The sequence below is a fragment of the Congregibacter sp. genome (assembly GCF_965660375.1).
GTDB lineage: Bacteria > Pseudomonadota > Gammaproteobacteria > Pseudomonadales > Halieaceae > Congregibacter.
This window is the reverse complement of record NZ_CBFHZO010000130.1, coordinates 1-22,328: the sequence shown is the minus strand read 5'-3', so window position 1 is coordinate 22,328 and position 22,328 is coordinate 1. Positions and strand designations below refer to the sequence as shown.

Here is a 22,328-nt window from a genome sequence, read left to right as displayed (position 1 = left end):
CAAGCTATGTCAGCCAAGGAAGTTCTCACAGAAAAGATCGATGGGGTGCTGATAATTACCCTGAATCGACCGGAAGCCAAAAACGCCGCCAATCGCGCCCTGGCCCTGGGCGTGGCTGAGGCCATCGACGAGCTTGAATCGGATGACAGCCTCCGCGTGGCAATCCTCACGGGCGCCGGGGGGACCTTCTGTTCTGGCATGGATCTCAAGGCTTTTGTCAGTGGCGAGCTGCCTCAGGTGGAAGGGCGGGGTTTCGCGGGCCTGACCGAGTACCGTTCCACTAAACCGATTATTGCCGCTGTCGAGGGCTATGCTCTGGCGGGAGGCTTTGAACTTGCCATCAGCTGCGACCTCATCGTGGCCGCCGACAGCAGTAAGTTTGGCATCCCTGAAGTGAAGCGCGGTCTTGCCGCTGCAGCGGGCGGCCTGGTGAAACTGCCCAAGCAGATACCTTCCCGGATCGCCATGGAGCTTGCATTAACGGGCGAGTTCATCAGCGCAGAGCGCGCTTACGAATTAGGTTTGATCAACCGCATCGCGGAGACGGGCAAGGCGCTGGAAGGGGCTCAGGCCCTGGCCCAAACTATCGCTGCGAACGGCCCCCTGGCTGTTGCTGCGAGTCTGAAAGCCGTTGCCGGCGCCCAGGACTGGAGTAGCGATGAGATGTTTGCGAAGCAGCAGGAAATCGTCGGACACGTGTTTACCAGTGAGGACGCCATCGAGGGTGCCACGGCCTTCGCGCAGAAGCGCGCACCCAACTGGAAAGGCAAATAGGAGCGTTAGCTATGAGTGAAGCCTGGATTATTGACGCCTGCCGTACCCCCCGGGGTATCGGCAAAAAAGGTAAGGGGGCTTTGGCGCACCTCCATCCGCAGCATCTGGGTGCTACCGTGCTTCGGGCGATCGCCGAGCGTAATGACATTAACACGGAGGAGGTCGATGACATTGTCTTCGGCACCAGCTGGCAGCGGGGTACCCAGGGGGGAGATTTGGCACGCATGGCGGCGCTCGATGCGGGCTATGACGTGCGCAGCTCGGCGGTAACACTGGATCGCTTTTGCGGCTCCGGCATCACCTCGGTGAACATCGCAGCGGCCTCTATCATGAGCGGCATGGAAGACCTGGTGGTCGCCGGTGGCTGCGAAATGATGTCGCTCTACGGCTCCGACCCCAGTCAGTCGCCGTTCATGGATAACGACAATCTGCATTTGCGGGAAATGCAGCCCCAGCCCCATCAGGGCGTGTGCGCCGATGCCATCGCCACCATTGAGAACATTCCCCGGACCGCGCTGGATGCGCTGGCGATTACTTCCCAGCAGAATGCCGCTGCTGCGATTGCGGCGGGGCATTTCGAGCGCAGTCTTATCCCCGTGCTGAATCCCGATGGCAGCATGGCATTGGACCATGAGGAATTTCCCAGACCCGAAACAACGCTGGAAGGCCTCGCAGAACTCAAAGCCTCCTTCGAGCCTATTGCGGATTACCCCCTTGATGAGCAGGGCACGACCTATCGTAAGCTGGTAAATCAGGTTTATCCCGATCTTAAGATCAACCACGTTCACCACGCAGGCAATTCCTCAGGCGTGGTGGATGGGGCTGCAGCGCTGCTCTTGGCCTCGCCCGAGTACGCCAAAGCCCATGGCTTGAAGCCCCGGGCACGCGTTGTGGCTATGGCCAACATGGGGGACTCCCCCACGTTGATGCTCAATGCGCCGGTGCCCGCCGCACACAAAGTACTGAAAAAAGCCGGCATGAGCCTGTCGGATATCGACCTCTTTGAAATCAACGAGGCTTTTGCGGTGGTTGCCGAGAAGTTTATCCGCGATCTCGACCTCGATCGCAGCAGAGTCAACGTCAACGGTGGCGCCATGGCCCTCGGTCATCCCATCGGAGGGACAGGCTCCGTGCTCATCGGTACTATCCTTGACGAGTTGGAGCGCCGGGACCAGCAGTTTGGTCTGGTGACCATGTGCGCAGCGGGCGGCATGGCGCCGGCGATCATCATTGAACGGATAGCGGCTTAAGCAACCCCCATAATCAGGGAGCAGCACTGTGTTTGAATTTAGTAAAGCCTCACTGGCATTTCAGGATCAGCTGCGCGCCTTTATGGATGCGCATATTTACCCCAACGATCAGACCTATCGTCATCAGGTGGATGCCGCGGAAGACCGCTTTGCCTATCCGCCCATCATGGAGGAGTTGAAGGCCAAGGCCCGATCCGCTGGCCTGTGGAATATGTTTGTTCCCCCGAAGCTGGCGGAGCATGCGGATCATGACGGTCTGAGTAATCTGGATTACGCACCTCTGGCAGAAATTATGGGTCGCGTGATCTGGTGTCCGGAGGTGTTTAACTGCAACGCGCCGGACACGGGCAATATGGAAGTGTTCATGAAGTACGGTACACCCGAGCAGCAGGCGCAGTGGCTGACGCCGCTCCTTGCGGGAGATATCCGCTCTGCCTACGCCATGACGGAGCCGCAGGTGGCATCCTCGGATGCGACGAACATCGAACTTTCCATTCGCCGCGATGGCGATGAGTATGTGTTGAACGGTAGCAAGTGGTTTATTTCCGGGGCCATGTACGAACGCTGCGCGATTTTTATCGTCATGGGCAAGTCAGATCCTGATAACGAAAGTCGTCACAAGCAGCAGTCTCAGGTGCTGGTGCCCAAGGGTACGCCGGGTTTAGAGATTACCCGTCCGCTGACAACCCTGGGATACGACGATGCGCCTATGGGGCACGCCCAGCTGCAGTTTAACGACGTGCGCGTGCCCGCGGAGAATATTCTGCTCGGAGAAGGTCGCGGTTTTGAAATTGCCCAGGGGCGTTTAGGCCCCGGCCGCATCCATCATTGCATGCGGCTCATCGGTGCCGCGCAGCGCTCCCTGGAGCTGGCCTGCGATCGTGTGACCCGGCGCAGTACCTTCGGGCGCAAGCTCAGTGAGCATCAGTCGGTGCGTGAGGACATCGCCAAAAGCTTCTCCGAAATAGAGATGATGCGATTGCTGGTCCTCAAAACCTGCCAGCGCATGGATGAGGTGGGCGCCAAGGGGGCGATGGACCTCATTGCGGCCAGCAAGGTGTCGGTGCCCATCATGGCGCAAACGGTGATTGACCGTTGCATGCAGATGCATGGTGCGGGCGGGCTCACGGAGGACTACCCCATGGCCGAGGCCTATAACTACGCGCGCTGGTGTCGTCAGGCTGATGGTTCCGATCAGGTGCACCTCATGGCTCTGGGTAAACAGGTCATTCGTCACTACGCCGCAGATTAAGGCGCTGCCGGGCCGAGAGGCTCGGCATTTTCCCGACACAGCCCGCGCCTAATTGTGACAACCCCCGTCCGGTGGTAGTGTTCGTGGCTCGCTAACTACCGGAGCTTAACTGTGAGCAGAAAGTCTCTACCCCTCCTAGTCACACTATCCCTGTCTGTACTGCTGCAAAGCGAAGCGGGCTTCGCGCAGAACTTTGATGCCCTTGAATATCGTAACGTTGGTCCCACCCGCGGTGGGCGCGTAACGGCGGTAGCCGGTACGGTGCAGGCACCGGGCACCTTTTATCTCGGCGCCTCTGGCGGCGGAGTTTGGAAAACCAGCGACTTCGGAACCACCTGGAACAATATCTCCGACGGCTACTTTGCATCGCCGTCCATTGGCGATATCGCGGCTTCTCAGTCTGATACAAACCTTCTCTATGTGGGTACGGGGTCCGATGGTTTGAGATCCAACGTTATCCCCGGTAAGGGCGTCTACAAATCGATCAATGGTGGAGACAGCTGGACGCACATCGGGCTGGAAAACAGCGGTCACATCGGGGCGGTGGAGATTGATCCCACGGACAACAACACGGTGTGGGTGGCAGCGATCGGCTCCGCCTTTGCCGACAATCCCGAGCGCGGTCTTTATAAAACAGAGGATGGTGGCGTGAGCTGGTCCCAGGTCCTCAAGATTTCTGACGCAGTGGGTATCGCGGATGTGGAGCTCCTGCCCAACAATCCGGAAGTGGTATTTGCTGCGGCCTGGAAGGCGCGGCGTCAGCCCTGGACGATTATCAGCGGAGGCACTCAGGAAGAGGGTGGGCTGTTTAAATCCGTCGATGGTGGCGATAACTGGCGACGCATTACCGAGGGACTTCCCACGGGTCTTATCGGCAAGATCGATATTGCGATATCGGCCTCGGACAGCAGCGTTGTTTACGCACTGGTGGAGGCACCGGGCGAGGAGGGCGGTCTTTACCGCAGCGACGACCAGGGCGAAACTTTCACCCAGGTATCCGCCAAGAAAGGACTCCGCATCCGACCCTTCTATTACGGGAACGTGGAAGCCGACCCCACAGACGCCAATGTGGTTTACGTGCTGGCCACGGACTACTTCAAATCCGTTGATGGCGGCGTGAGCTGGGAGGAACTCGATCCACCCCATGGGGATAATCACGATATGTGGATCAACCCCAATGACCCGCAGTTGTTTATTCAGGCGAATGATGGTGGCGCAAACGTCACTCACAATGGTGGCCTGACCTGGTCCAGCCAGTTCAACCAAGCGACCACCGAGCTTTATACCGTGGATGTGGATGATCAGTACCCGTACTGGCTCTACGCGGGCCAGCAGGACAACGGCACTGCCATCGCCGTGCCCAGCCGGGCGCCATACAGTGTGCAGAACGTCAATGCCTGGCTCATCGAGGCGGGCGGTTGTGAGACCGGACCCGCTATCCCGAAACCGGGTGATCACACAACGGTATACGCCAACTGTAAAGGGCGTTTCTCGACCTTTAACAAAAACACCGGCACCGAGCGTAGCTACTACGTGGGTGCAACGAACATGTACGGCCAGAATCCCAGGGACCTCAAGTACCGCTTCCAGCGGGTAGCGCCCATCGCGGTATCGCCCCACGACCCCAACGTGGTGTATCACGGCTCGCAGTATCTCCACCGGACCAGTGACAACGGCGTGACCTGGGAAACGATTTCTCCGGATCTCACGGCATTCGAAGCTGATAAGCAGGTGGTCTCGGGCTCGCCGATTACCCGGGATGTGACCGGTGAAGAGGTGTACAGCACGCTGTACTCTATTCGTGAATCCGCTATCGCACCGGGAGTGATCTGGACCGGCTCCAACGATGGTCCCGTACACGTGACGCGGGACGGCGGAGAGAGCTGGGACGACGTAACCCCTCGGGGTCTCCCAAAAGGTGGTCGGGTGGATTCTGTTGAGCCCTCCCGCCACGATCCGGCGGTGGCCTACATTGCGGTGCTTCGCTACCAACTCGGTGACGATAAGCCTTACGCCTATCGCACATCGGATTACGGTAAGCGCTGGACCTTGATGACCGACGGCAAGAACGGTATTCCCAGAGATTATCCCGTGCGTGTAGTGCGCGAGGATCCCGTGCGCCCGGGGCTGCTCTATGCAGGTACGGATTCCGGGTTGTTCGTTTCCTTTGACAATGGAGACAGCTGGCAGTCTTTCCAGCAGAACCTACCGGTAACACCAGTTACCGATATCCGCGTCCATCGGGATGATCTCGTGGTCTCTACCATGGGCCGTGCTTTCTGGGTGCTCGATGATATCTCCGCACTGAGACAGGACCCCATGCCAGATATGGGTGATGCGGTGGTGCTCTTTGAGCCGGCAGAAACCGTGCGTTACCGCGAGCGTCCAACTTACGGCGATAAAGATCCTGATGCGATACCCCAATACCGGGAGCCGTCGGCGATCATCGACTACTACCTCCCTGAGGGCTTCGACGGTACTGTCCTCGTAGAAATTACCACTGCTGATGGTGAGCCTGTGAACGCATTTACCACGACGGACGCGATGGATAAGGATGATCGAGGAGAGCGCGTAGACAACATGGCGCTCAATGAGATTCGTTACATCAAGCAAAGCAGCCTGACTGCGGATGAAGGCCTTAATCGCTTCCATTGGGATATGCGCTACCGCGGGCCCTGGCGAAGCAACGAAAAGCGCCGTTTCACCGGTGGTGCACTCGCGGCGGCCGGCGATTACACGATCACACTCACTGCCGGTGACAAGACCGTCACTCAGCCTCTCTCCATTGTGATGGACCCCAGGGTATTGGAAATGGGTGTCACCGAGGAAGACGTGCAGGCCCAGCTTGCGCTCCAACGCCAGGTTCTCGACTTGCTCGATAAGGCCCGGCGCAAGGCACACAGTCTGGAGAGCGAGCTTGAGTCTCTCGACGCGGGTGATTCTCCGCGGCGCAGCGCCGTTGAAAACGCCATCCGTCTGCTGGTGACCGAAGAGGGCACCTATATGCAGCCCCGACTCATCAGCCAGATCAGCTACCTGTCGCGCATGCTCGATAGGGCCGATCAGGAACCCGGTGGTGAGGCGCTCGCTCGCTTTGATGAGCTGCAGGCGGAATACGAAGCGGTGTTGAAAGGCCTCGAAGGGTAGACGGGTAACCTTGGTCTAGCTTCGGGCCGCGGGCGCTGCTCACTCCACTCGCTGGGGTGGGTGACGCTCGCTTCGTAAGCAGCCCCCGCAGCCCTTGGTGCCATGTTCAATGGCTGCGCTTTGTTTTAGAGCAGTGGAGAACCATCGCACGGTCGTCAGGCAAGCGTGTGCGAATAGCGGAGTGAGCGTCCCCCATTCCAGCGAGTGGAGCTGTTCGGACACGCTTGCCGGAACTTATTGAGAGACGTTCGCTGAACTGGTTTTTGCCCAAGTCACATCGATGCATTCAGCTAAGTCTCGGGGTAACCTAGGTGGCTAGATCTCGCGTCTTTACCGATAAGGAATCAGTCCATGACCACCAAGTTCAAGTCAGGTTTACTTGCCCTGATACTGGCAGCGCCGCTGTCGGTTTCTGCCCAGGATTCAGGGCGTCCTCAGTTTTCTGTCGATATGAGCTACCCCTACGATTACAGCTCCATCACACCTTATGCGGATGAGCATGCTGCGATTTACAAGCATATTGACGATAACCTGACAGCGCATTTGGGTAATCTTCAGCGCTGGTTACGCCAGCCATCCATTAGTGCCCAGGACGTGGGTATCGATGACATGGCCCGGATGCTGGTGGATGATTTTCGCGCCATGGGCTTTAAGGAAGCCGAGCTGGTCCCCACAGATGGGCATCCTGGTGTCTGGGGCTATTACGATGCGGGCGCTGACAAGACCCTGATGGTGTACATGATGTACGACGTGCAGCCGGTTAATCCCGATGACTGGGAGTCACCGCCATTTGCGGCGGAGCTTGTAGACCACCTCACGGGCAAGGTGCTTATGGCGCGGGGCGCGACTAATCAGAAGGGGCCCGAGAGAGCGTTCCTGAACGCGCTGGAATCAATCATTGCTGTTGAGGGTAATCTCCCGATCAATCTCATGATCACCGCAGAGGGCGAGGAAGAACTGGGTTCTCCGCACTATCCGCAGATTGTGGATAAATATGAGGATCGTCTGCGCACGGCCGATGGGGTAATTTTCCCGTTCAATATGCAGTCCCCGGCCGGAGACCTGAATCTCTTTCTGGGTGTCAAAGGAATCGCCTACTGGGAACTGGAGGCCCGCGGTGGCAGCTGGGGTGGTCCGGTGACCTCCGAGATTCACGGCTCTTACAAAGCCGCTTTGGATTCCCCGGTATGGCGTTTGGTGCAGGCGCTGTCGCTGTTAACGTCCCCCGACGGTAATACTTCCCGGGTGCCGGGGTTTTATGACGGTATTCGCGGTCCCACGGAAGAAGAGCAGTCGCTGATCGCAGCCTCGCTTATGAACAATGATCGCACCAGTGCATTAAAGGAGGCCTTTGCCATTGAGCGATGGGTTGACGATGCGGGTCCTGAGCAGCTGGCCATGGAGCTCACCTATACCCCCACGCTCAATATCGATGGCATCTATGCGGGTTACACCGGAGAGGGCGTGAAGACGATTCTGCCCCACGTGGCAACGGCGAAGATGGATTCGCGTCTTCCCGTGGGTATCGACCCCGATGAGCACATGGACAAGATCCGCGCCTATCTCGATGCCAACGGTTACAGCGATATTGTCATGCGCAGACTGTCCAGCTATCCCGCCGCGCAAACGTCAATTCAGGCGCCGTTGGTTCAGGCTGCTTTGGGCGTCTCCAAAAAATACGCGGGCACCCCGGCGGTGAATCCCCGTATTGCCGGCTCCGCACCGTTCTATCAGTTTACCCAGCGACTGGGACTGCCCATGATGCCCTGGGGTATGGGCTTTGGTACTGGTGCACACTCACCGAACGAGATCATGCTCATTGAGCCGGCCGAGGACACGGGCGCCGCGGGTCTTGCCGATATCGAGAAAGCCTATGTGGACTTTGTCTACGCGCTTTCTGACGACTGAGGTGATTTTGCCGCCGGTATGTGACTAGCCCCAGAGTGCAGCACTGGGGAGTCCTACGGTACCGCCACTGCGGTACTCCAGACCGTTCTCGATATCGCGGGCCAGCAACAGGGGGCCGTCGATGTCGACAAACTGGCAGAACTGCGCGATCACGTAACTGGGGGCCATGGAGAGGGAGGTCCCCGTCATATTGCCTACCATGATCTGCATGTCCCGGCTTTGCGCGGCGCGCACCAGGGCCAAACCTTCCGTGAGACCACCGCATTTATCCAGTTTGATGTTGAGCACGTCGTAACGCTCAGCGGCCCGCTCAAACTCGTCAAGTCCAAGGCAGGACTCATCGGCCCCCAGGGGGACGGGTGAGTTAAAGCCCTCCAGAGCAGCGTCCTCGCCCCGGGGCAAGGGTTGCTCGATCATTGCTATTCCCAGCGTCTGGCACGCGGGTAAATAATCTTTGAGAGCCTCAAAGCTCCACCCCTGATTGACATCGATCACCAGCGTGGCATCGGGGCGTGCGGCACGAATGGCTTCCAGGCGCTCTATGGGCTGATCGTCATTCAGTTTGATTTTCAGTTGCGGGAACTGTGTAGCCGCGGCAGCGCGCTCGGCCATCACGGCGATGTCCGCCATACCTACAGTGAAAACCGTGGTGACTTCCTTCGGGGTGATGTCGAGAAGGTCCCAGATGCGTTGTCCTGCGCGTTTGGCCCGCAAGTCCCAGAGGGCGCAGTCCAGCGCGCAGCGGGCGCCACAGAGGGGCATGAGGTCCTGCAGACTCTCTGGGGTGGTCTTCCCATCGATCTTTCCAACGATGGCCTGCAGGTCATTCTTCATGCTCATAGCGGTTTCGTCGAGATAATAGCTACCGACCGATTCCCCGCGTCCTACAACACCGTCGTGCTCCACGGTGACGCGTACCGTGTCTGTGTCGTGAAAGACATGCCCGGTAATTGCGAAGGGCACTTCCATGGGATAGGACACTATATCGACGCTGATTTTCATAGGATGTTTCTCATGAGACGTTATTCATAATGCGAGGATGCCTGATGGTTGGGGCGTTGTGCTGGAAAAGAACGTCTCTTTCCAACTAGCTTAACTCGCGAGTGATCGCTGCTGTACCAGTCACCAGTGGGTCGACGCAGGGGAGATCGTACTTCGACGAAAGTTCTGCAAGGTATTCATCGCGCTCTTCGCTGGGCACGGAAAGGGTATTGACGCTGATGCCTATGCAACGAATCTGCGGATTGGTGAGTGAACCGATGGCGACGGTGCGTTCGATAACCTCGCCAATGGTAGCCAGGGAGTAACCCTCCCAGCCTTCGATGTGTGTGCGCCCCGCAGCGTGACAGACCACGAAGGCGTCCGGCTGGGAACCAATGAGCAACCCATGACTGACCGCCGCATAGCCGGGATGAAAAATCCCGCCCTGACCTTCGATGACATCCCAATGATCGGGATCATTGTCTGGCGACAGCACTTCCGCTGCGCCGGAAATAAAATCGGCGACCACGCAGTCAATGGGGACGCCGCTGCCTGCGATCATGATGCCGGTTTGTCCCGATGCGCGAAAATCGGCGTCCATGCCTTGCGCACGCATGTCGCGTTCCAGCTGCAGCGCCGTGTATTTTTTGCCCAGTGCGCAGTCCGTGCCCACGGTAAGCAAGCGTTTGCCGCTGCGCTTTTTGCCACTTGCTACGGGAATCCCGGGAGGCGGTATGCGAATGTCCACAAGGCGGCTACCTCCGGCATCGGCGGCTATGCGAAGTCGCTCGATGCTGTCCAGACGCGTATGCAGTCCAGCGACGATATCCATGCCGGAGGCAGCGGCTTCGCAGAGCGTGGTCAACCAGTTGTCGGGAACACTTCCTCCAACCAATGCAGTGCCGACGATCAGCGAGCCTACGCCCGCTTGTTTGGCTTCGGCTATTGTCATATCCGACAGGCCCAGATCCGCTGCGTCCGCACTTAGGCGCAACTGCCCTGCGCAGAGCTCCGGGCGCCAGTCGGCCACGCCTTTGCCGGTTTTGGCATAGGTGGTTCGTGACTCATCTCCCACAAAAACGAGATAGGGGGTGCGTAGTTGTAAGGTGGGTGTGTCCATCACTGAGCTCAGGCGCGCTGCGCGACGCTGTGGATGCCGTCTGCGATTTCCTGCAGCAGGGGCGTTGGTAGATCATGGGCCATGCCCGGCAATATGCGCAGCTCACTGTCGTTAAGATGTTTGGCGGTGTCGATGCCACATTCCACTTTCACCAGCGTGTCCTCCTCGCCGTGAATCACCAGTGAGGGGGCATCAATGCGGGTGAGAAGCTTGCGCCGGTCCTTGGCAACGATAATTGCGGCAAGCTGTCGTGCCACCCCCTCGGGATAGTAACCGCCGCGATTGACGGCATCAGCGGCGGTTTCGCGAATCTCTTCGTCATCCTTGGGGTGGGTGCGACTCTGCAATGCTTTTCGAACGCGAACATTGCGCTCGATGATTGAAGCGGGGTCATCGGGGTTATCCGGCTTCAGGAGCAACGCTTTGGTCGCATCGCGATCTGCCCGCGGGAGGGAACGATGTCCTGTGGTCGACATGATGGATGTGAGGCTTAGGGTGCGCCCGGGATAATGCGCCGCGATCAGTTGCGCAATCATTCCCCCCATGGAGGCGCCCACCACATGGGCCTTGTCGATCTTCAGCGCGTCCAGAAGTCCGATGGCGTCGGCGGCCATGTCTTCCAGGGTATAGGGCGCGGGAGCGGGGATTTTGAGGGTTTTCAAAAGGACGAGCCCCGGAATATTGGGCATCCGCTCGTGATCGAAACGGCTCGAGAGCCCGATGTCGCGATTATCAAAGCGCAGCACATGGTACCCATGATCCACCAGGTACTCGCAGAAAGCCGGAGGCCACCCCGTGAGCTGTGTGCCGAGCCCCATAATAAGGAGCACCGTGGGATTCTCGGGATTGCCGTGGGTTTCGTATTCGAGCTTGATGTTACTCACGCTGACGTTGGGCAAGGGAATGAGGTCCTGTTAAGTTGCACGAAAAATAAGCGTTACTTGTTGCGGGACACGCACGGCGCTTTGACAGATGCCGCCTTAGCGTCCGGTGAATTGCGCTTTGCGCCGCTCCATGAAGGATTGTACGCCCTCGGCGGCATCTTCACTTTTCATGATGGGCACCAGTTGCTCGAATATCTGCCTGGCACAGGCAGCGCGGTCATTCTCCAACGAGTAGCGGCTTGCTGACAGCAGTCCCTGCACGCCCAGCGGTGCGGCATCCGCTATAGAGGTCGCGAGCTCCATGGCGCGATCGATCTGTGCACCGGGCTCGGTAAGCTCCTGCACCATGCCCCAGCGCAGGGCCTCTTCTGCACTCCAGCGATCACCGGTGAGCAGGACTCGCTGGGCGTTACCCCAGCCTATCTCCCGGGGTAGGCGAAAGGTAGCGCCGCCGCAGGGGAACAAACCCCGCTGCACTTCCAGCATCTGAAACTGTGTGTCGTTGGCGGCAACACGGATTTCGGTATTCAGCAGCATTTCAACGCCCCAGGTAAAGCAGTAGCCCTGCACGGCGATAACCACCGGCTTGCTGTGCTGAGGCCCGGTAACGCCCATGGGATCGATTCGTCCCTCGCCAATGGGCCAGCCTTCGCCGCCGCCGAAGTAAGGTGCCCATTGGTCGAGCTCAACGCCCGCGGTAAAGTTGCGACCCTCAGCAGAGATCACCGCCACGCGTAAATCCGGGTCCGTCTCCAGACGATGAAGAGCCTCGGCCAGAGTGCCGTACATTTCGAGACTCAGAGCGTTGTATTTCTCCGGTCGGGTAAGATGCAAATGCATGATGTGATTGGCCGTAGTAACGTCCACCTGTGACATGGTGATGCTCTCCTTGTAGGTTGTGCTTATCTATTGTGCTTGTATTTTCAATTTCGCTAAGGTGCGAGCCTGCTGTTAAAAACCGAGCAATGGGACTGCGCCAAGGTTAAACGATTCCTCGGCGGAATTCGGCCGGATTTGAAAAAAATCCGCAGGGAGCTAACACTGGCGCTCGGCGCGGGCGAAACCCGTGCACAATTCATAAGTTTGGGTGAAAAGCGATGATCGCAAGAATTCTTCTGATGTCTATCATGGGGTTACTAATGGCGTGTAGTAAACAACCAGGTGACGAGCAATCGGGTAGTAGCTCGTCTGGAGCGGTTCCGGTTAGCGGGCAGGAGACGGTAGTCAAGGAGCTTCCCTATGGCAGCTGGCCTTCCATCATCACCGCAGCGTCACTGGTGGAGGGGAGCCGCGGTATCGGCGGTCTCAGTAAGGATGGCGAATATTTTTACTGGGTGGAGTCCCGCCCGGAGCAGGGTGGGCGCAATACCATTATGCGTTGGCAGCCGGACTCGTCCCCCGAGGAGATATTGGACGAAGCTTTCAATGTGCGTACCCGTGTGCAGGAATACGGGGGCAGCAGCCTGGTGATCCATGGGGGCGTGCTTTGGTTCAGCAATTTTGCCGATCAGCGTGTGTATCGTTTCACCGCCGGCGAGACCCCCGTCGCCATCACTCCCGAGGCTGATCTGCGTTATGCCGGTTGCAGCTTTGATATTCAGCGCAGCCGCCTCCTGTGCATCCGCGAAGATCATCGCGGCATGGGCGAACCCGTGAACACGCTGGTAGCGCTGTCTCCGGATGAGGAGAACGAGGGGATCGTGTTGTTTTCAGGTACGGATTTTGTTTCCGCTCCCCGCCTGTCTTCGGACGGCAAGCGCATTGCATTCACTAGCTGGATGCACCCGAATATGCCCTGGGATAGCACTAGCTTGCACAGCGCCGCGTTCGATGAGGCCGGCATGCTGACGGGCCTTCAGATTCACAATCCTCAGAGCGATGAGTCAGTGATCGATCCCCAGTGGCGGGATAACAACACGCTTGTTGCTCTCTCAGACCGCGACAACTGGTGGAAGCCATACACCGTAAACGAGTCCGCCTTTACCGCTATCGACACGGGGCTGGAGAAGGTGGAGATCGGCGGGCCCGCTTGGAGCATTGGTGGTCGCTACTACTGGTTCCTGCCTGATAGCAGCATGCTTTTTGTCGCGCGGAAAGGCAGCGTTGAAACGCTGGTGCATCTTGATAGAGAGGGAAACACCACCGAGCTTCAAACCGGCGCCGTCAGCTACGGCAGCCTGGTCTACGATGACGGGCAGCTGTATTTCACGGCGGGCTTTGCCGACAAGCCTGCGGCGCTGGTGCGTGCGAGTCTTGAAGGTACAGTTAACGATGTTATCCGTCGCTCGTCCGATTCGGCGTTGGACGTAGATTGGGTTCCCGCATACGAGCAGGTCGCCTTTCCCTTGCCTTCCGGTGGTGAGGCCTACGGAGTTTACTTTGCACCCAAGAACCCTGATGCGGCCGCTGTTAAGGGAACCGCGCCACCGCTGATTGTCAGTGTTCATGGCGGTCCTACCTCAGTAGCGGGCGTGAGCTACCGCCCCGAGCATTATTACTGGACCAGCCGAGGATTTGCGGTGCTGGATCTCAACTATCGCGGTAGTACCGGCTTTGGTCGTGAGTACCGCCGTGCGCTTTACGGACAGTGGGGCATCACCGATGTGGAAGACGCCGCGGCCGGTGCCGCCTGGCTGGCGGAGCAGGGCCTCGCGGATGCCGAACGTCTGATTATCCGCGGTGGCAGCGCCGGCGGCTATACAACCCTGGCGGTTCACGCCTTTTACGACACCTTTGCCGCTGGAGCTTCCTATTTCGGCGTATCGGATATTGAGGCCCTGGCCAAGGACACCCATAAGTTCGAGTCGCGGTATCTGGACCAACTGGTGGGGCCTTATCCTGAGCGCAAGGATCTGTATGTGGAGCGCTCGCCCATTCACCACCTGGACGGCTTTAAAGCACCGCTACTGCTATTGCAGGGTCTCGACGATCCCATTGTGCCTCCCAATCAATCGGAGATGATCTACGAGGCCCTGAAGACAAGCGGCGTGCCCACGGCCTATGTGGCCTTCGAGGGAGAGTCCCACGGTTTCCGAAAAGCGGAGAACCAGATCGCTGCTCGTGAAGCGGAGCTGTATTTTTACGCCCAGGTGCTGGGATTGAGCCCGGCGGATGACCTGCCGGAAATTCCCATTGATAACCTCAACTGACAGAGTCGTTTTGCGGTAATGGTTGCCGGTGATACCACAGACGCGATTGTCATCGGCGGTGGTCATAACGGTCTTTGCTGCGCGGCTTATCTCGCGCGCAGCGGACTCACCGTGCGGGTGCTGGAGCGGCACAGCGTGGTCGGCGGCGCGGCGCTCACCGAAGAGTTCCACCCTGGTTTCCGCAATTCGGTGTTTTCCTATCTGGTGAGTTTGCTGGATCGCTCGGTGATGGACGATCTTGAGTTGGAAAAGCATGGACTGACACTGATCCATCGCCCGGGCGGATCGCTGTCCCTGCTTCCTGGCGATCATCTGTATCTGCCGCGGGATACGCAAGCAGCCCAAGCTGCGATTGCGCGTTTTTCAAAGGCTGATGCCGAGGTTTTTCCCGCCTTTGAGGACATGCTGGAGGATATGGGCGAGCTGGTGCGCGGTATCGCCAGGGAGATTCCCCCGAATTTTGGTGGTGGGTGGGCGGATCTGTGGCGTCTTGTCCGACAGGCCAATGCTTTTCGACGCCTTTCCCCGCAGCGGCAGATCGAGCTCAGCGAGTTAATGACCATGTCCATCGGCGATGTTCTTGACCGGTGGTTTGAAAGCGACGTCGTGAAGGGACTTTACGGTTTTGAAAGCATTATTGGGAACTACGCGGACGCCTATACGCCCGGTACGGCCTATGTACTGCTGCACCACGTCTTCGGCGACATCGACGGACGCACTGGTGCCTGGTCCTATGCCCGCGGCGGTATGGGCGCTATCAGCGAGGCGATGGCGAGCTACTGTCAGTCCCTGGGTGTGGAGATTCTCCGGGATGCCGCGGTTGCCCGGGTAGAGGTCGAGGCGGGAAGCGCCAAAGGCGTTGCGCTGGAGGACGGTCGACGCTTTTCGGCAAAGGTAATTGCCTCTAATACACACCCCCAGGTGCTCTTTGGCCAGCTGATTGATCCGTCGGATACGCCAAAGCATTTTCAGCAACGCATTGCGGGTTATCAGAGTGAGTCTGCAACCTTTCGCATGAACGTCGCGCTGTCGGAGCTGCCGCGCTTTGAGACCGTCGATCACGATGTTCAGGGATTGATGGCCATGCAGAACACCATAGACATTTGTCCGTCCCTTGATTACATGACCCATGCTTACAATGAAGCAGGCAGCAGGGGTTGGACATCCAAGCCGGTGATCTCCATGTGTATACCCACACTGGTGGATGATTCTCTCGCGCCCCCGGGTCAGCATGTGATGAGTCTCTTCTGCCAGCATTTTCGCCGTCATCTACCTGATGAGCAGAATTGGGACGAGGTCAAGGAGCAGGTTGCCGACGAGATCATTGATGTTGTTGCGCAGTACGCACCTAACTTTCGCGATGCGATTGTGGGACGGCAGATCAATTCACCTCTGGATATTGAGCGCAAGCTCAATATGCTTGGCGGGGATATCTTCCACGGTAAGCTGTCGCTGAATCAGATCTTCTCGCTGCGACCGGTAGGCGGCTACGCCGATCATCGTATGCCTGTGAAAGGCGTTTATCTGTGCGGCTCCGGGGCGCATCCCGGGGGCGGAGTGTCTGGCCTTCCCGGGAAAAATGCGGCGAGCGTTATTCTCAAGGACTTCAAGCGCGGTTAAGTATTCAGCTTGGGTACTCCGCACTATCGCCCTAAAAAAGCGGGTTTAACGCTCGTACTGAGCTTTCGCCAGCGTCATCCCTTCGACGACCTTTGGGGAGCACCTTGTGATCCGCTGTAAGTCGACCGGTGTTCATGGGTCACGATCTCCCAGAGACTGTTCACCCTCGGGCGCTTCCCGGCAGATCAATAATCTTTCCGGGATTCAAGATACCCCGGGGATCCAAAGCGGCCTTGAGGCTTTGCATGAGGCTGATTTCTGTAGCTGAGCGGGACAAATGGAGATAGGGCTTTTTCTCAAAGCCAATACCATGCTCCGCCGATACAGAGCCGCCAATGTCCTCCAGAGGGCCATAAATGGTTTGCTCTATGGTTTTCCGATGCTTCGGTGCATCACCGGCACCGGTTTGAACAATGATATGGAGATTGCCGTCTCCAAGGTGGCCGAATATCCAGCAGATCGCGTTGTCCAGTTGCTGATCCAGCGCGGCGGTGATTCCAGCGGTGTAGTCCTCCATCGCAGCAATGGGTAGAGACACATCAAACACTACCGGAGGGCCATAACGGAATGTTTGCTCAACGTCATCGCGGATGGACCAGAGTTTTTGTCGCTCTGTGGAGGATTGCGCAATAACAGCGTCCACGATGTCACCGTCTTCCAGCGCCCCCTCGAGCACCTGCTCGAAGCGCTGTTTGTCGACGGCGTCGTTATTGCCCTGTGCCTCGATGAGCGCGTAATAGGGGTAATCCGCGGCCAGCGGTGGCTGGTTACTTGCGGGCGCTTCTGTCACCAGACGGTAAAAGTCCTTCCAGAGCACCTCATAGGCTGAGAGCGCGCCTCCCAAGTCCCGGTCAACGCGTTTTAGCATTCCGGGTACCGACTGAAAATCACTAAAGGCCACAAAGGCGACGTTCTGTGAGCTGGGCGCCTCACGCAATCGCAGCACCAGACGGGTGATAACGCCTAGCGTACCCTCAGATCCAAGGAACAGCTGTTTCAGGTCATAACCCGCGTTGTTCTTGATGAGGTGGTTCATGGAAGAGACTACCGTGCCGTCGGCGAGCACGGCCTCAACGCCAAGCACCATATCCCGCATCATGCCGTAGCGAATGACGCGATTGCCGCCGGCGTTGGTGGCGGCATTGCCGCCCACCGTTGCAGTACCTCGTGCGCCCAGGTCCAGAGGGAAAGCCAACTGATGCTCCTCTGCCGCCTCCTGCAGCGCCTGGAGGGTGACCCCTGCTTCCACCGTGGCCGTGCGCTGAATCGGGTCAATGGATTCAATCCTGCGCATCCTTTCGAGAGAAAGGATCAGCTGCTTGGGCGTCGCGTCGGCACCGTGCACGAGCCCTGTAAGCCCACCTTGTGTCACCACGGGTACATTGTGCTCGCTGCAAAGGGCTAGGGTCTTTGAGGTCTCAAGGGCATTTCGCGGTCGGGCGATCGCCATGGCACAAAGAGAATCGCCACGCCAGACACCTGCTGCGCGGCTGCTCACATCGTCTCCGGTGAGTAATCCACCATCGCCCAGTAATACCTGAAGTTCTTCCAGCAGTTTCATCTTAATTCCCCTAGCATCGCAGCTCGCAATGAAAACTCACGCCTTCTGGCTTGGTCCTTACTCCTGGTCATGCCAAACTGAAAACAGTCTACTATTAGTCGTTCATGCGTTTTAGCCCAGGTCCACTTTACAAGCACTATGAATATGCCATTGAAGAGTAAATTGCCCCGAGTGGGCACGACCATTTTTACCCGGATGTCAGGTCTCGCGCATAGCCATAATGCGCTGAACCTTTCTCAGGGCTTCCCGGATTTTGCCCCGCCGGAGGGACTTGCGCGGGCTCTGGGGGAGCACGCTCTGCAGGGCCATAACCAGTATGCGCCCATGGCGGGGCTACCACGGCTTCGCGAAGCGATTGCGGTGCAGTTGGCCCTGCATCGAGAGGTGGCGGTAGATCCCGAAGCTGAGATCACCGTGGTGCCCGGAGCAACAGAGGGCATTTTTTGTGCGATCACTGCCATCGTGGAGGCAGGTGATGAAGTCATTGTGCTGGACCCTGTTTACGACAGCTACGAGCCGGCGATAACCCTTGCCGGGGGACGGGCAGTGCACGTGCCGTTGATGGCGGGAAGCTACGCCATTGACTGGGACAGAGTTGAGGAGGCAATCAGCCCGAAAACCAAGCTGTTTATGTTAAACAGCCCCCATAACCCCTGTGGCAGCGTTGTCAGCAGGGCGGATCTCGATGTGCTGGCGCTGCTGGCCGAGAAGCACGATTTTTTTGTCTGCAGTGACGAGGTCTATGAACATCTGGTGTACGACGGGAGGCAGCACCAGAGCGTGCTCCAACACCCTGTGTTGAGAGCACGCAGTTTTGCGCACTTTTCTTTTGGAAAAACCCTGAGTGTGACTGGGTGGAAAACCGGCTATTGCGTTGCACCGCCGGCGTTAACCCGGGAGCTGAGAAAAGTACATCAGTACGTCGCGTTTGTTGCGGTGACGCCGGTGCAGCATGCCTTGGCGGATTTTTTTGAATCCGATCCGCAGTATCCCGCAGGCCTTGCCGTCGACTACCAGCGACGCAGAGATCTGTTTCTCTCAGCCTTGTCCAAATCCCGGTTTTCCTGGACACCCACCGCCGGCAGTTACTTTCAGCTCCTTGATTATACGGAAATCAGCAACGAGTCAGACACTGATTTAAGCGAACGCTGGACGCGGGAAATTGGAGTAGCCTCTATACCCGTATCGGTTTTCTATGAAAAATCGCCAGAGCAAAAGGTCCTGCGTTTTTGCTTTGCAAAGTCTGACGACATTCTTTTGGAAGCAGCGGAGCGTTTATGCGCGATTTGAAAGTAACCCTTGTGCAGCAGGCTTTAGTCTGGGAAGACCCCATAGCCAATCATGAACACTTCACCCAGGTGTTCCTTGAGGCGCAGCCGGAAACCGATCTGATACTTCTGCCAGAGATGTTCACCACCGGTTTTTCTATGAACGCCGAGGGGAATGCGGAAGAGGCAGGCGGCGTGTCCCAGGACTGGTTGCAGTCCCAGGCGCGTATCTATGATTGTGCTATCGCGGGAAGTGTAGCCACCCGGGAAGACGGACGTGTTTACAACCGACTCCTGTTTGTCACGCCGGAACGTGTAGAGACCTATGACAAACGCCACTTGTTTCGTATGGCGGGAGAGCACAATCATTATGCAGCGGGGGATCAGCGCCTTGTGCTGGAGTGGCGCGGTTGGCGCATAAAACCCGAAATTTGTTACGACCTGCGGTTTCCTGTGTTCAGCCGAAATCGCGACGATTACGACTTGCTGTTTTTCGTAGCGAACTGGCCCTCACCCCGATCCCATCACTGGCGGGCGCTACTTAAAGCGCGAGCTATCGAGAACCTTGCCTGCGTCGTGGGCGTCAATAGGGTCGGGGTTGACGGCAATGGCCTGGAATACAGCGGAGACAGTTTGGCTTTTGATCAGCATGGGACAGCGCTGGCTGATCTGGAGTCGCGAGCTGACGTGGAAACGGTGTGCTTTAGTGGAGAGGCGCTAAAGGATTATCGCGCTACTTTTCCCACGCCTCTGGATGCTGACCGTTTCACGCTGGAGCTTTGATCGGGGCTCGCATTGGCTGGGGTTGCCGGTGCAATCCATTGCCGGTGCGCGCACATCTGGTCTCGCAAGCAGCTCGAAATGCCGGCGCTTATTTCGACTGCGCTTCGGTTTTGGGGTTGTCTTGAAGGAGATGACATGAGGGATCTCCCAGGTGCGAGCAGTAGGGCACCAGGTCGCAGGTTTCTAGGCATTGGGAATATTTTTCCCCAAACACGCGGGGCGGCGGCGGTGGGTTGCGCCGAACGGGTAAATCGAGAAGCGTTAAAATGTCCATGAGTCGAAATTAGCGCTTGACGCCTGCCCGCACACCCACATTGGGAAGAAAGCGCGAAACCCATCACATTCCTGCTCCAGTTAATTCTGGAATGTGATGGGCGTCACAGAGCCCGGGTTCGATAGGTCCGTCAGGGCCCAAATGGTTGGGGGTGGGGTGTCGCGGGCGTAGATGGCGGCAGCTGTGGAAGGGCAAAGTCTGGCTGCTCACCCGTCAAGGTTTTGAGAAACGCGACAATCTTTGCGGTGTCTGATTCACTGAATCGCCGTCCCAGCTGTATTTCGCCCATGATTTGCACGGCTTCCTCCAGAGTACTGACCTTGCCATCATGGAAATACGGGTACGTGAGCTCGATGTTCCGTAGAGTCGGTACTTTGAAAACCATACGATCCGAGTCCCGACCGGTCACCGCATATCGTCCCAGCGCGGGGTTGTCGGTTTCATAGGCCTTCACAAGGCCCATTTTCTGATAAAGGGTTGCGCCGACCGCGGGTCCATTGTGACAGCCTGCACAGCCATTTCCTTTGAACAGCTGATACCCCTCCAGCTCTTCTTCCGTGATAGCTTGCTTGTTGCCGGTCAGCCATTGATCGAAGCGGGAGTTGGGAGTCACAAGGGTTCGTTCGAACTCCGCGATGACTTCGGTTACCCGCTCCAGATCAATACGATCATCGCCATAGCTGTTGCTAAAGCTTTCGACATATCCAGGTATGGAGGCGATCACCTCCAATGCGACGTTGTGCGGCTGGGCCATTTCTCCGGGGTTGGCGATGGGGCCCGCCGCCTGCTCCTGCAGATCGGCCGCGCGACCATCCCAAAATTGTGCCAGGTTGTAGGCGGAGTTAAGCACTGTGGGTGAATTGATAGGGCCCTGATGCCAGGCGTGACCTACGGAAGAAGGGAGGTTGTCAGCCCCACCCATGCTTAAGTTGTGACAGGAATTACAGGAAAGAAAGCCGGACTTTGAGAGGCGTGGATCAAAAAAGAGCTGCTTGCCGATTTCTGCCTTGGCGGCGTCGACATCAGTGGGTGCCTCTATGGGGGTGATGGGCTCCGCTGCAAAAGCCATTGTTGATGAGCACAGTGCGAGGCCTAGTCCCAAGGTCGCTGTTGCATTGAGTAGTTGCATAGCTTCTTCTCCCCTATCTATCTGTTTTGCATGCTGACGACAAAAATCCCGCGCAGCTCATTGAGCCCATAACCCGTCGCCTTATCATCGGGATAAAGCGCATCAATCACTGACAGAGTCTCTGTAGAAATTTGCGTATTCTCATCCCCGTGGCATTGCAGGCAGACACCGCCTGTAACGATGGGATAAAAACCCACCTGTTTGCCGTCGGTGTCTCGGACCACAGGTTTTACGGGCAGCCCTTGCGCAAGATTCGCCTTTGCGTCGGCGATGTAAGCAAGCTCTAGGTCATTCGCTGTGTTAGCCGGATTACGTGGCCGATCACTTACGCGAGATACTGAAGCGCCGGCTTTAGCAGACACAGCGCTCGTAATTGGCAGCGCCTTCTCGTTGCAAAACTCCACGGCGGCGACGGGGCCGCCCCTGCCCATGGCCTGCTGTAGCTGTCCGCCTAACTCTTTCTTCGCAAGGAGCGCGATTTCCCGTCCTTGTTCGATGTAGCTAACACTTTGGTCAGTGTTTTGCGCCCCGGTGTTGCCCGCGCCCAGGGCAAACACCACGGTGAAAATGCAGGCCAGGGGGGCTCGGTAAGCAGGTAAAATCTTCACCTCAATTAGCTCCTTTAAAGTAGTATTTAATATAGTATTTATCACCTTGATGTTAAAAGCAATATCTAATATCGTACTTTTAATCGTTGGGACAAAATCAAAGGCTGATGCTTTATGCGACTTACCGCTTATACAAACTATTCCGTGCGGATTCTCATTTACTGCGCTTCGCATCCCGGACAGCTTGTACGAATACAGGATGTCGCTTTTGCATTTGGTATCTCTAAAGCGCATCTCCTAAAAGCGGCCAGGCAGCTGGGACAGTTAGGCTATTTGTCAACGGTGCGTGGTCGCAGTGGAGGTGTCCAGCTGGGCATGGCAGCGGAGAGGATCAATATCGGTGAGGTTATTCGCGAGCTGGAGGACAGCAGCGAGTTCGTCGAGTGTTTCGATCCGACGACCAATACTTGCCCTATTGCGGGGACCTGTAAGCTCACCGGCATATTCCGACGGGGGTTGGACGCGTTTTACCGGGAGCTCGACGCCGTTACGCTCGCAGAACTTGTTGGTACTGGTAAGCAGCTCAGAGCCAAACTGCCGCTCTTGGAGCTGGCTTAGCTAGCGACGTTACCGTTCTTTTTTGCCAATCGACAGTAATGACGGCCGTGATGACTTACTCT

At 57.5% G+C, this 22,328-nt stretch carries 17 protein-coding genes; 10 read left to right on the top strand and 7 right to left on the bottom strand.

From position 1 onward, the window contains the following. The first annotated feature begins 6 nt into the window (after positions 1–6). The 5 genes from ACTG3T_RS13825 (at position 7) to ACTG3T_RS13805 (ending at position 8,331) form a co-directional block, all read left to right on the top strand. Entirely contained in the window at positions 7–774 is a 768-nt protein-coding gene (locus tag ACTG3T_RS13825) for a crotonase/enoyl-CoA hydratase family protein (RefSeq protein WP_439102872.1), read from the top strand. Between the two features lie 11 nt (positions 775–785). Beyond that, the gene (locus ACTG3T_RS13820) at positions 786–2,024 is read left to right on the top strand and encodes an acetyl-CoA C-acetyltransferase (RefSeq protein WP_439102871.1); all 1,239 of its coding nucleotides are present in this window, start codon (positions 786–788) and stop codon (positions 2,022–2,024) included. Between the two features lie 28 nt (positions 2,025–2,052). After that, positions 2,053–3,276 (top strand): acyl-CoA dehydrogenase family protein, encoded by a 1,224-nt coding sequence (locus tag ACTG3T_RS13815; protein ID WP_439102870.1) that lies wholly within the window; start codon positions 2,053–2,055, stop codon positions 3,274–3,276. Between the two features lie 111 nt (positions 3,277–3,387). Further along, positions 3,388–6,423, top strand: coding sequence for a WD40/YVTN/BNR-like repeat-containing protein (locus ACTG3T_RS13810; RefSeq protein ID WP_439102869.1), 3,036 nt, complete (start codon positions 3,388–3,390; stop codon positions 6,421–6,423). A 351-nt stretch (positions 6,424–6,774) separates the two neighbouring features. Next, on the top strand, positions 6,775–8,331 hold the full coding sequence (locus ACTG3T_RS13805) for a M20/M25/M40 family metallo-hydrolase (RefSeq protein ID WP_439102868.1): 1,557 nt from the start codon (positions 6,775–6,777) through the stop codon (positions 8,329–8,331). Positions 8,332–8,355: 24 nt separating this feature from the next. Here ACTG3T_RS13805 and ACTG3T_RS13800 read toward each other — a convergent pair whose 3' ends face one another. The 4 genes from ACTG3T_RS13800 to ACTG3T_RS13785 form a co-directional block, all read right to left on the bottom strand. Beyond that, on the bottom strand, positions 8,356–9,333 hold the full coding sequence (locus ACTG3T_RS13800) for a dipeptide epimerase (RefSeq protein WP_439102867.1): 978 nt from the start codon (positions 9,331–9,333) through the stop codon (positions 8,356–8,358). Between the two features lie 85 nt (positions 9,334–9,418). Beyond that, positions 9,419–10,432 carry a DUF1611 domain-containing protein gene (locus ACTG3T_RS13795; RefSeq protein WP_439102866.1) on the bottom strand — a complete coding sequence of 338 codons (1,014 nt, stop codon included), beginning with the start codon at positions 10,430–10,432 and terminating at the stop codon, positions 9,419–9,421. A gap of 8 nt (positions 10,433–10,440) precedes the next feature. Beyond that, a complete protein-coding gene (locus tag ACTG3T_RS13790; protein ID WP_439102865.1) occupies positions 10,441–11,331 on the bottom strand; it encodes an alpha/beta fold hydrolase in 891 nt (296 codons plus the stop codon). A gap of 81 nt (positions 11,332–11,412) precedes the next feature. Then, on the bottom strand, positions 11,413–12,192 hold the full coding sequence (locus tag ACTG3T_RS13785; protein ID WP_439102864.1) for a crotonase/enoyl-CoA hydratase family protein: 780 nt from the start codon (positions 12,190–12,192) through the stop codon (positions 11,413–11,415). A 263-nt stretch (positions 12,193–12,455) separates the two neighbouring features. On the opposite strand from ACTG3T_RS13785, the gene ACTG3T_RS13780 reads away from it, so the two are divergent. Then, complete coding sequence (locus ACTG3T_RS13780) at positions 12,456–14,465, top strand: alpha/beta hydrolase family protein (RefSeq protein ID WP_439102863.1); 2,010 nt, start codon at positions 12,456–12,458, stop codon at positions 14,463–14,465. 18 nt (positions 14,466–14,483) lie between these two features. Further along, complete coding sequence (locus ACTG3T_RS13775; RefSeq protein WP_439102862.1) at positions 14,484–16,085, top strand: phytoene desaturase family protein; 1,602 nt, start codon at positions 14,484–14,486, stop codon at positions 16,083–16,085. A 160-nt stretch (positions 16,086–16,245) separates the two neighbouring features. Here ACTG3T_RS13775 and ACTG3T_RS13770 read toward each other — a convergent pair whose 3' ends face one another. Further along, on the bottom strand, positions 16,246–17,646 hold the full coding sequence (locus tag ACTG3T_RS13770; RefSeq protein WP_439102861.1) for an FAD-binding oxidoreductase: 1,401 nt from the start codon (positions 17,644–17,646) through the stop codon (positions 16,246–16,248). A gap of 144 nt (positions 17,647–17,790) precedes the next feature. On the opposite strand from ACTG3T_RS13770, the gene ACTG3T_RS13765 reads away from it, so the two are divergent. Next, positions 17,791–18,936: a methionine aminotransferase gene (locus ACTG3T_RS13765; RefSeq protein WP_439102860.1), complete on the top strand. Its 1,146-nt coding sequence runs from the start codon at positions 17,791–17,793 to the stop codon at positions 18,934–18,936. Continuing rightward, positions 18,924–19,697 carry an amidohydrolase gene (locus ACTG3T_RS13760; protein WP_439102859.1) on the top strand — a complete coding sequence of 258 codons (774 nt, stop codon included), beginning with the start codon at positions 18,924–18,926 and terminating at the stop codon, positions 19,695–19,697. Before ACTG3T_RS13765 ends, ACTG3T_RS13760 begins: the two co-directional genes overlap by 13 nt. Before the next feature lie 404 nt (positions 19,698–20,101). On the opposite strand, the gene ACTG3T_RS13755 is transcribed toward ACTG3T_RS13760, so the two are convergent. Further along, positions 20,102–21,100: a cytochrome-c peroxidase gene (locus tag ACTG3T_RS13755; RefSeq protein WP_439102858.1), complete on the bottom strand. Its 999-nt coding sequence runs from the start codon at positions 21,098–21,100 to the stop codon at positions 20,102–20,104. Between the two features lie 17 nt (positions 21,101–21,117). Next, a complete protein-coding gene (locus tag ACTG3T_RS13750) occupies positions 21,118–21,708 on the bottom strand; it encodes a Tll0287-like domain-containing protein (protein ID WP_439102857.1) in 591 nt (196 codons plus the stop codon). A 114-nt stretch (positions 21,709–21,822) separates the two neighbouring features. On the opposite strand from ACTG3T_RS13750, the gene ACTG3T_RS13745 reads away from it, so the two are divergent. Then, a complete protein-coding gene (locus ACTG3T_RS13745) occupies positions 21,823–22,266 on the top strand; it encodes an RrF2 family transcriptional regulator (RefSeq protein ID WP_439102856.1) in 444 nt (147 codons plus the stop codon). Positions 22,267–22,328 lie beyond the last annotated feature (62 nt).

Excerpts from the sequence above, each read along its gene's own strand:
- ACTG3T_RS13825 (WP_439102872.1), top strand. The coding sequence starts at position 7 with ATGTCAGCCAAGGAAGTTCTCACAGAAAAGATCGATGGGGTGCTGATA.
- ACTG3T_RS13820 (WP_439102871.1), top strand. The coding sequence starts at position 786 with ATGAGTGAAGCCTGGATTATTGACGCCTGCCGTACCCCCCGGGGTATC.
- ACTG3T_RS13805 (WP_439102868.1), top strand. The coding sequence starts at position 6,775 with ATGACCACCAAGTTCAAGTCAGGTTTACTTGCCCTGATACTGGCAGCG.
- ACTG3T_RS13800 (WP_439102867.1), bottom strand. The coding sequence starts at position 9,333 with ATGAAAATCAGCGTCGATATAGTGTCCTATCCCATGGAAGTGCCCTTC.
- ACTG3T_RS13795 (WP_439102866.1), bottom strand. The coding sequence starts at position 10,432 with ATGGACACACCCACCTTACAACTACGCACCCCCTATCTCGTTTTTGTG.
- ACTG3T_RS13785 (WP_439102864.1), bottom strand. The coding sequence starts at position 12,192 with ATGTCACAGGTGGACGTTACTACGGCCAATCACATCATGCATTTGCAT.
- ACTG3T_RS13780 (WP_439102863.1), top strand. The coding sequence starts at position 12,456 with ATGGCGTGTAGTAAACAACCAGGTGACGAGCAATCGGGTAGTAGCTCG.
- ACTG3T_RS13775 (WP_439102862.1), top strand. The coding sequence starts at position 14,484 with ATGGTTGCCGGTGATACCACAGACGCGATTGTCATCGGCGGTGGTCAT.
- ACTG3T_RS13770 (WP_439102861.1), bottom strand. The coding sequence starts at position 17,646 with ATGAAACTGCTGGAAGAACTTCAGGTATTACTGGGCGATGGTGGATTA.
- ACTG3T_RS13765 (WP_439102860.1), top strand. The coding sequence starts at position 17,791 with ATGCCATTGAAGAGTAAATTGCCCCGAGTGGGCACGACCATTTTTACC.
- ACTG3T_RS13760 (WP_439102859.1), top strand. The coding sequence starts at position 18,924 with ATGCGCGATTTGAAAGTAACCCTTGTGCAGCAGGCTTTAGTCTGGGAA.
- ACTG3T_RS13755 (WP_439102858.1), bottom strand. The coding sequence starts at position 21,100 with ATGCAACTACTCAATGCAACAGCGACCTTGGGACTAGGCCTCGCACTG.
- ACTG3T_RS13745 (WP_439102856.1), top strand. The coding sequence starts at position 21,823 with ATGCGACTTACCGCTTATACAAACTATTCCGTGCGGATTCTCATTTAC.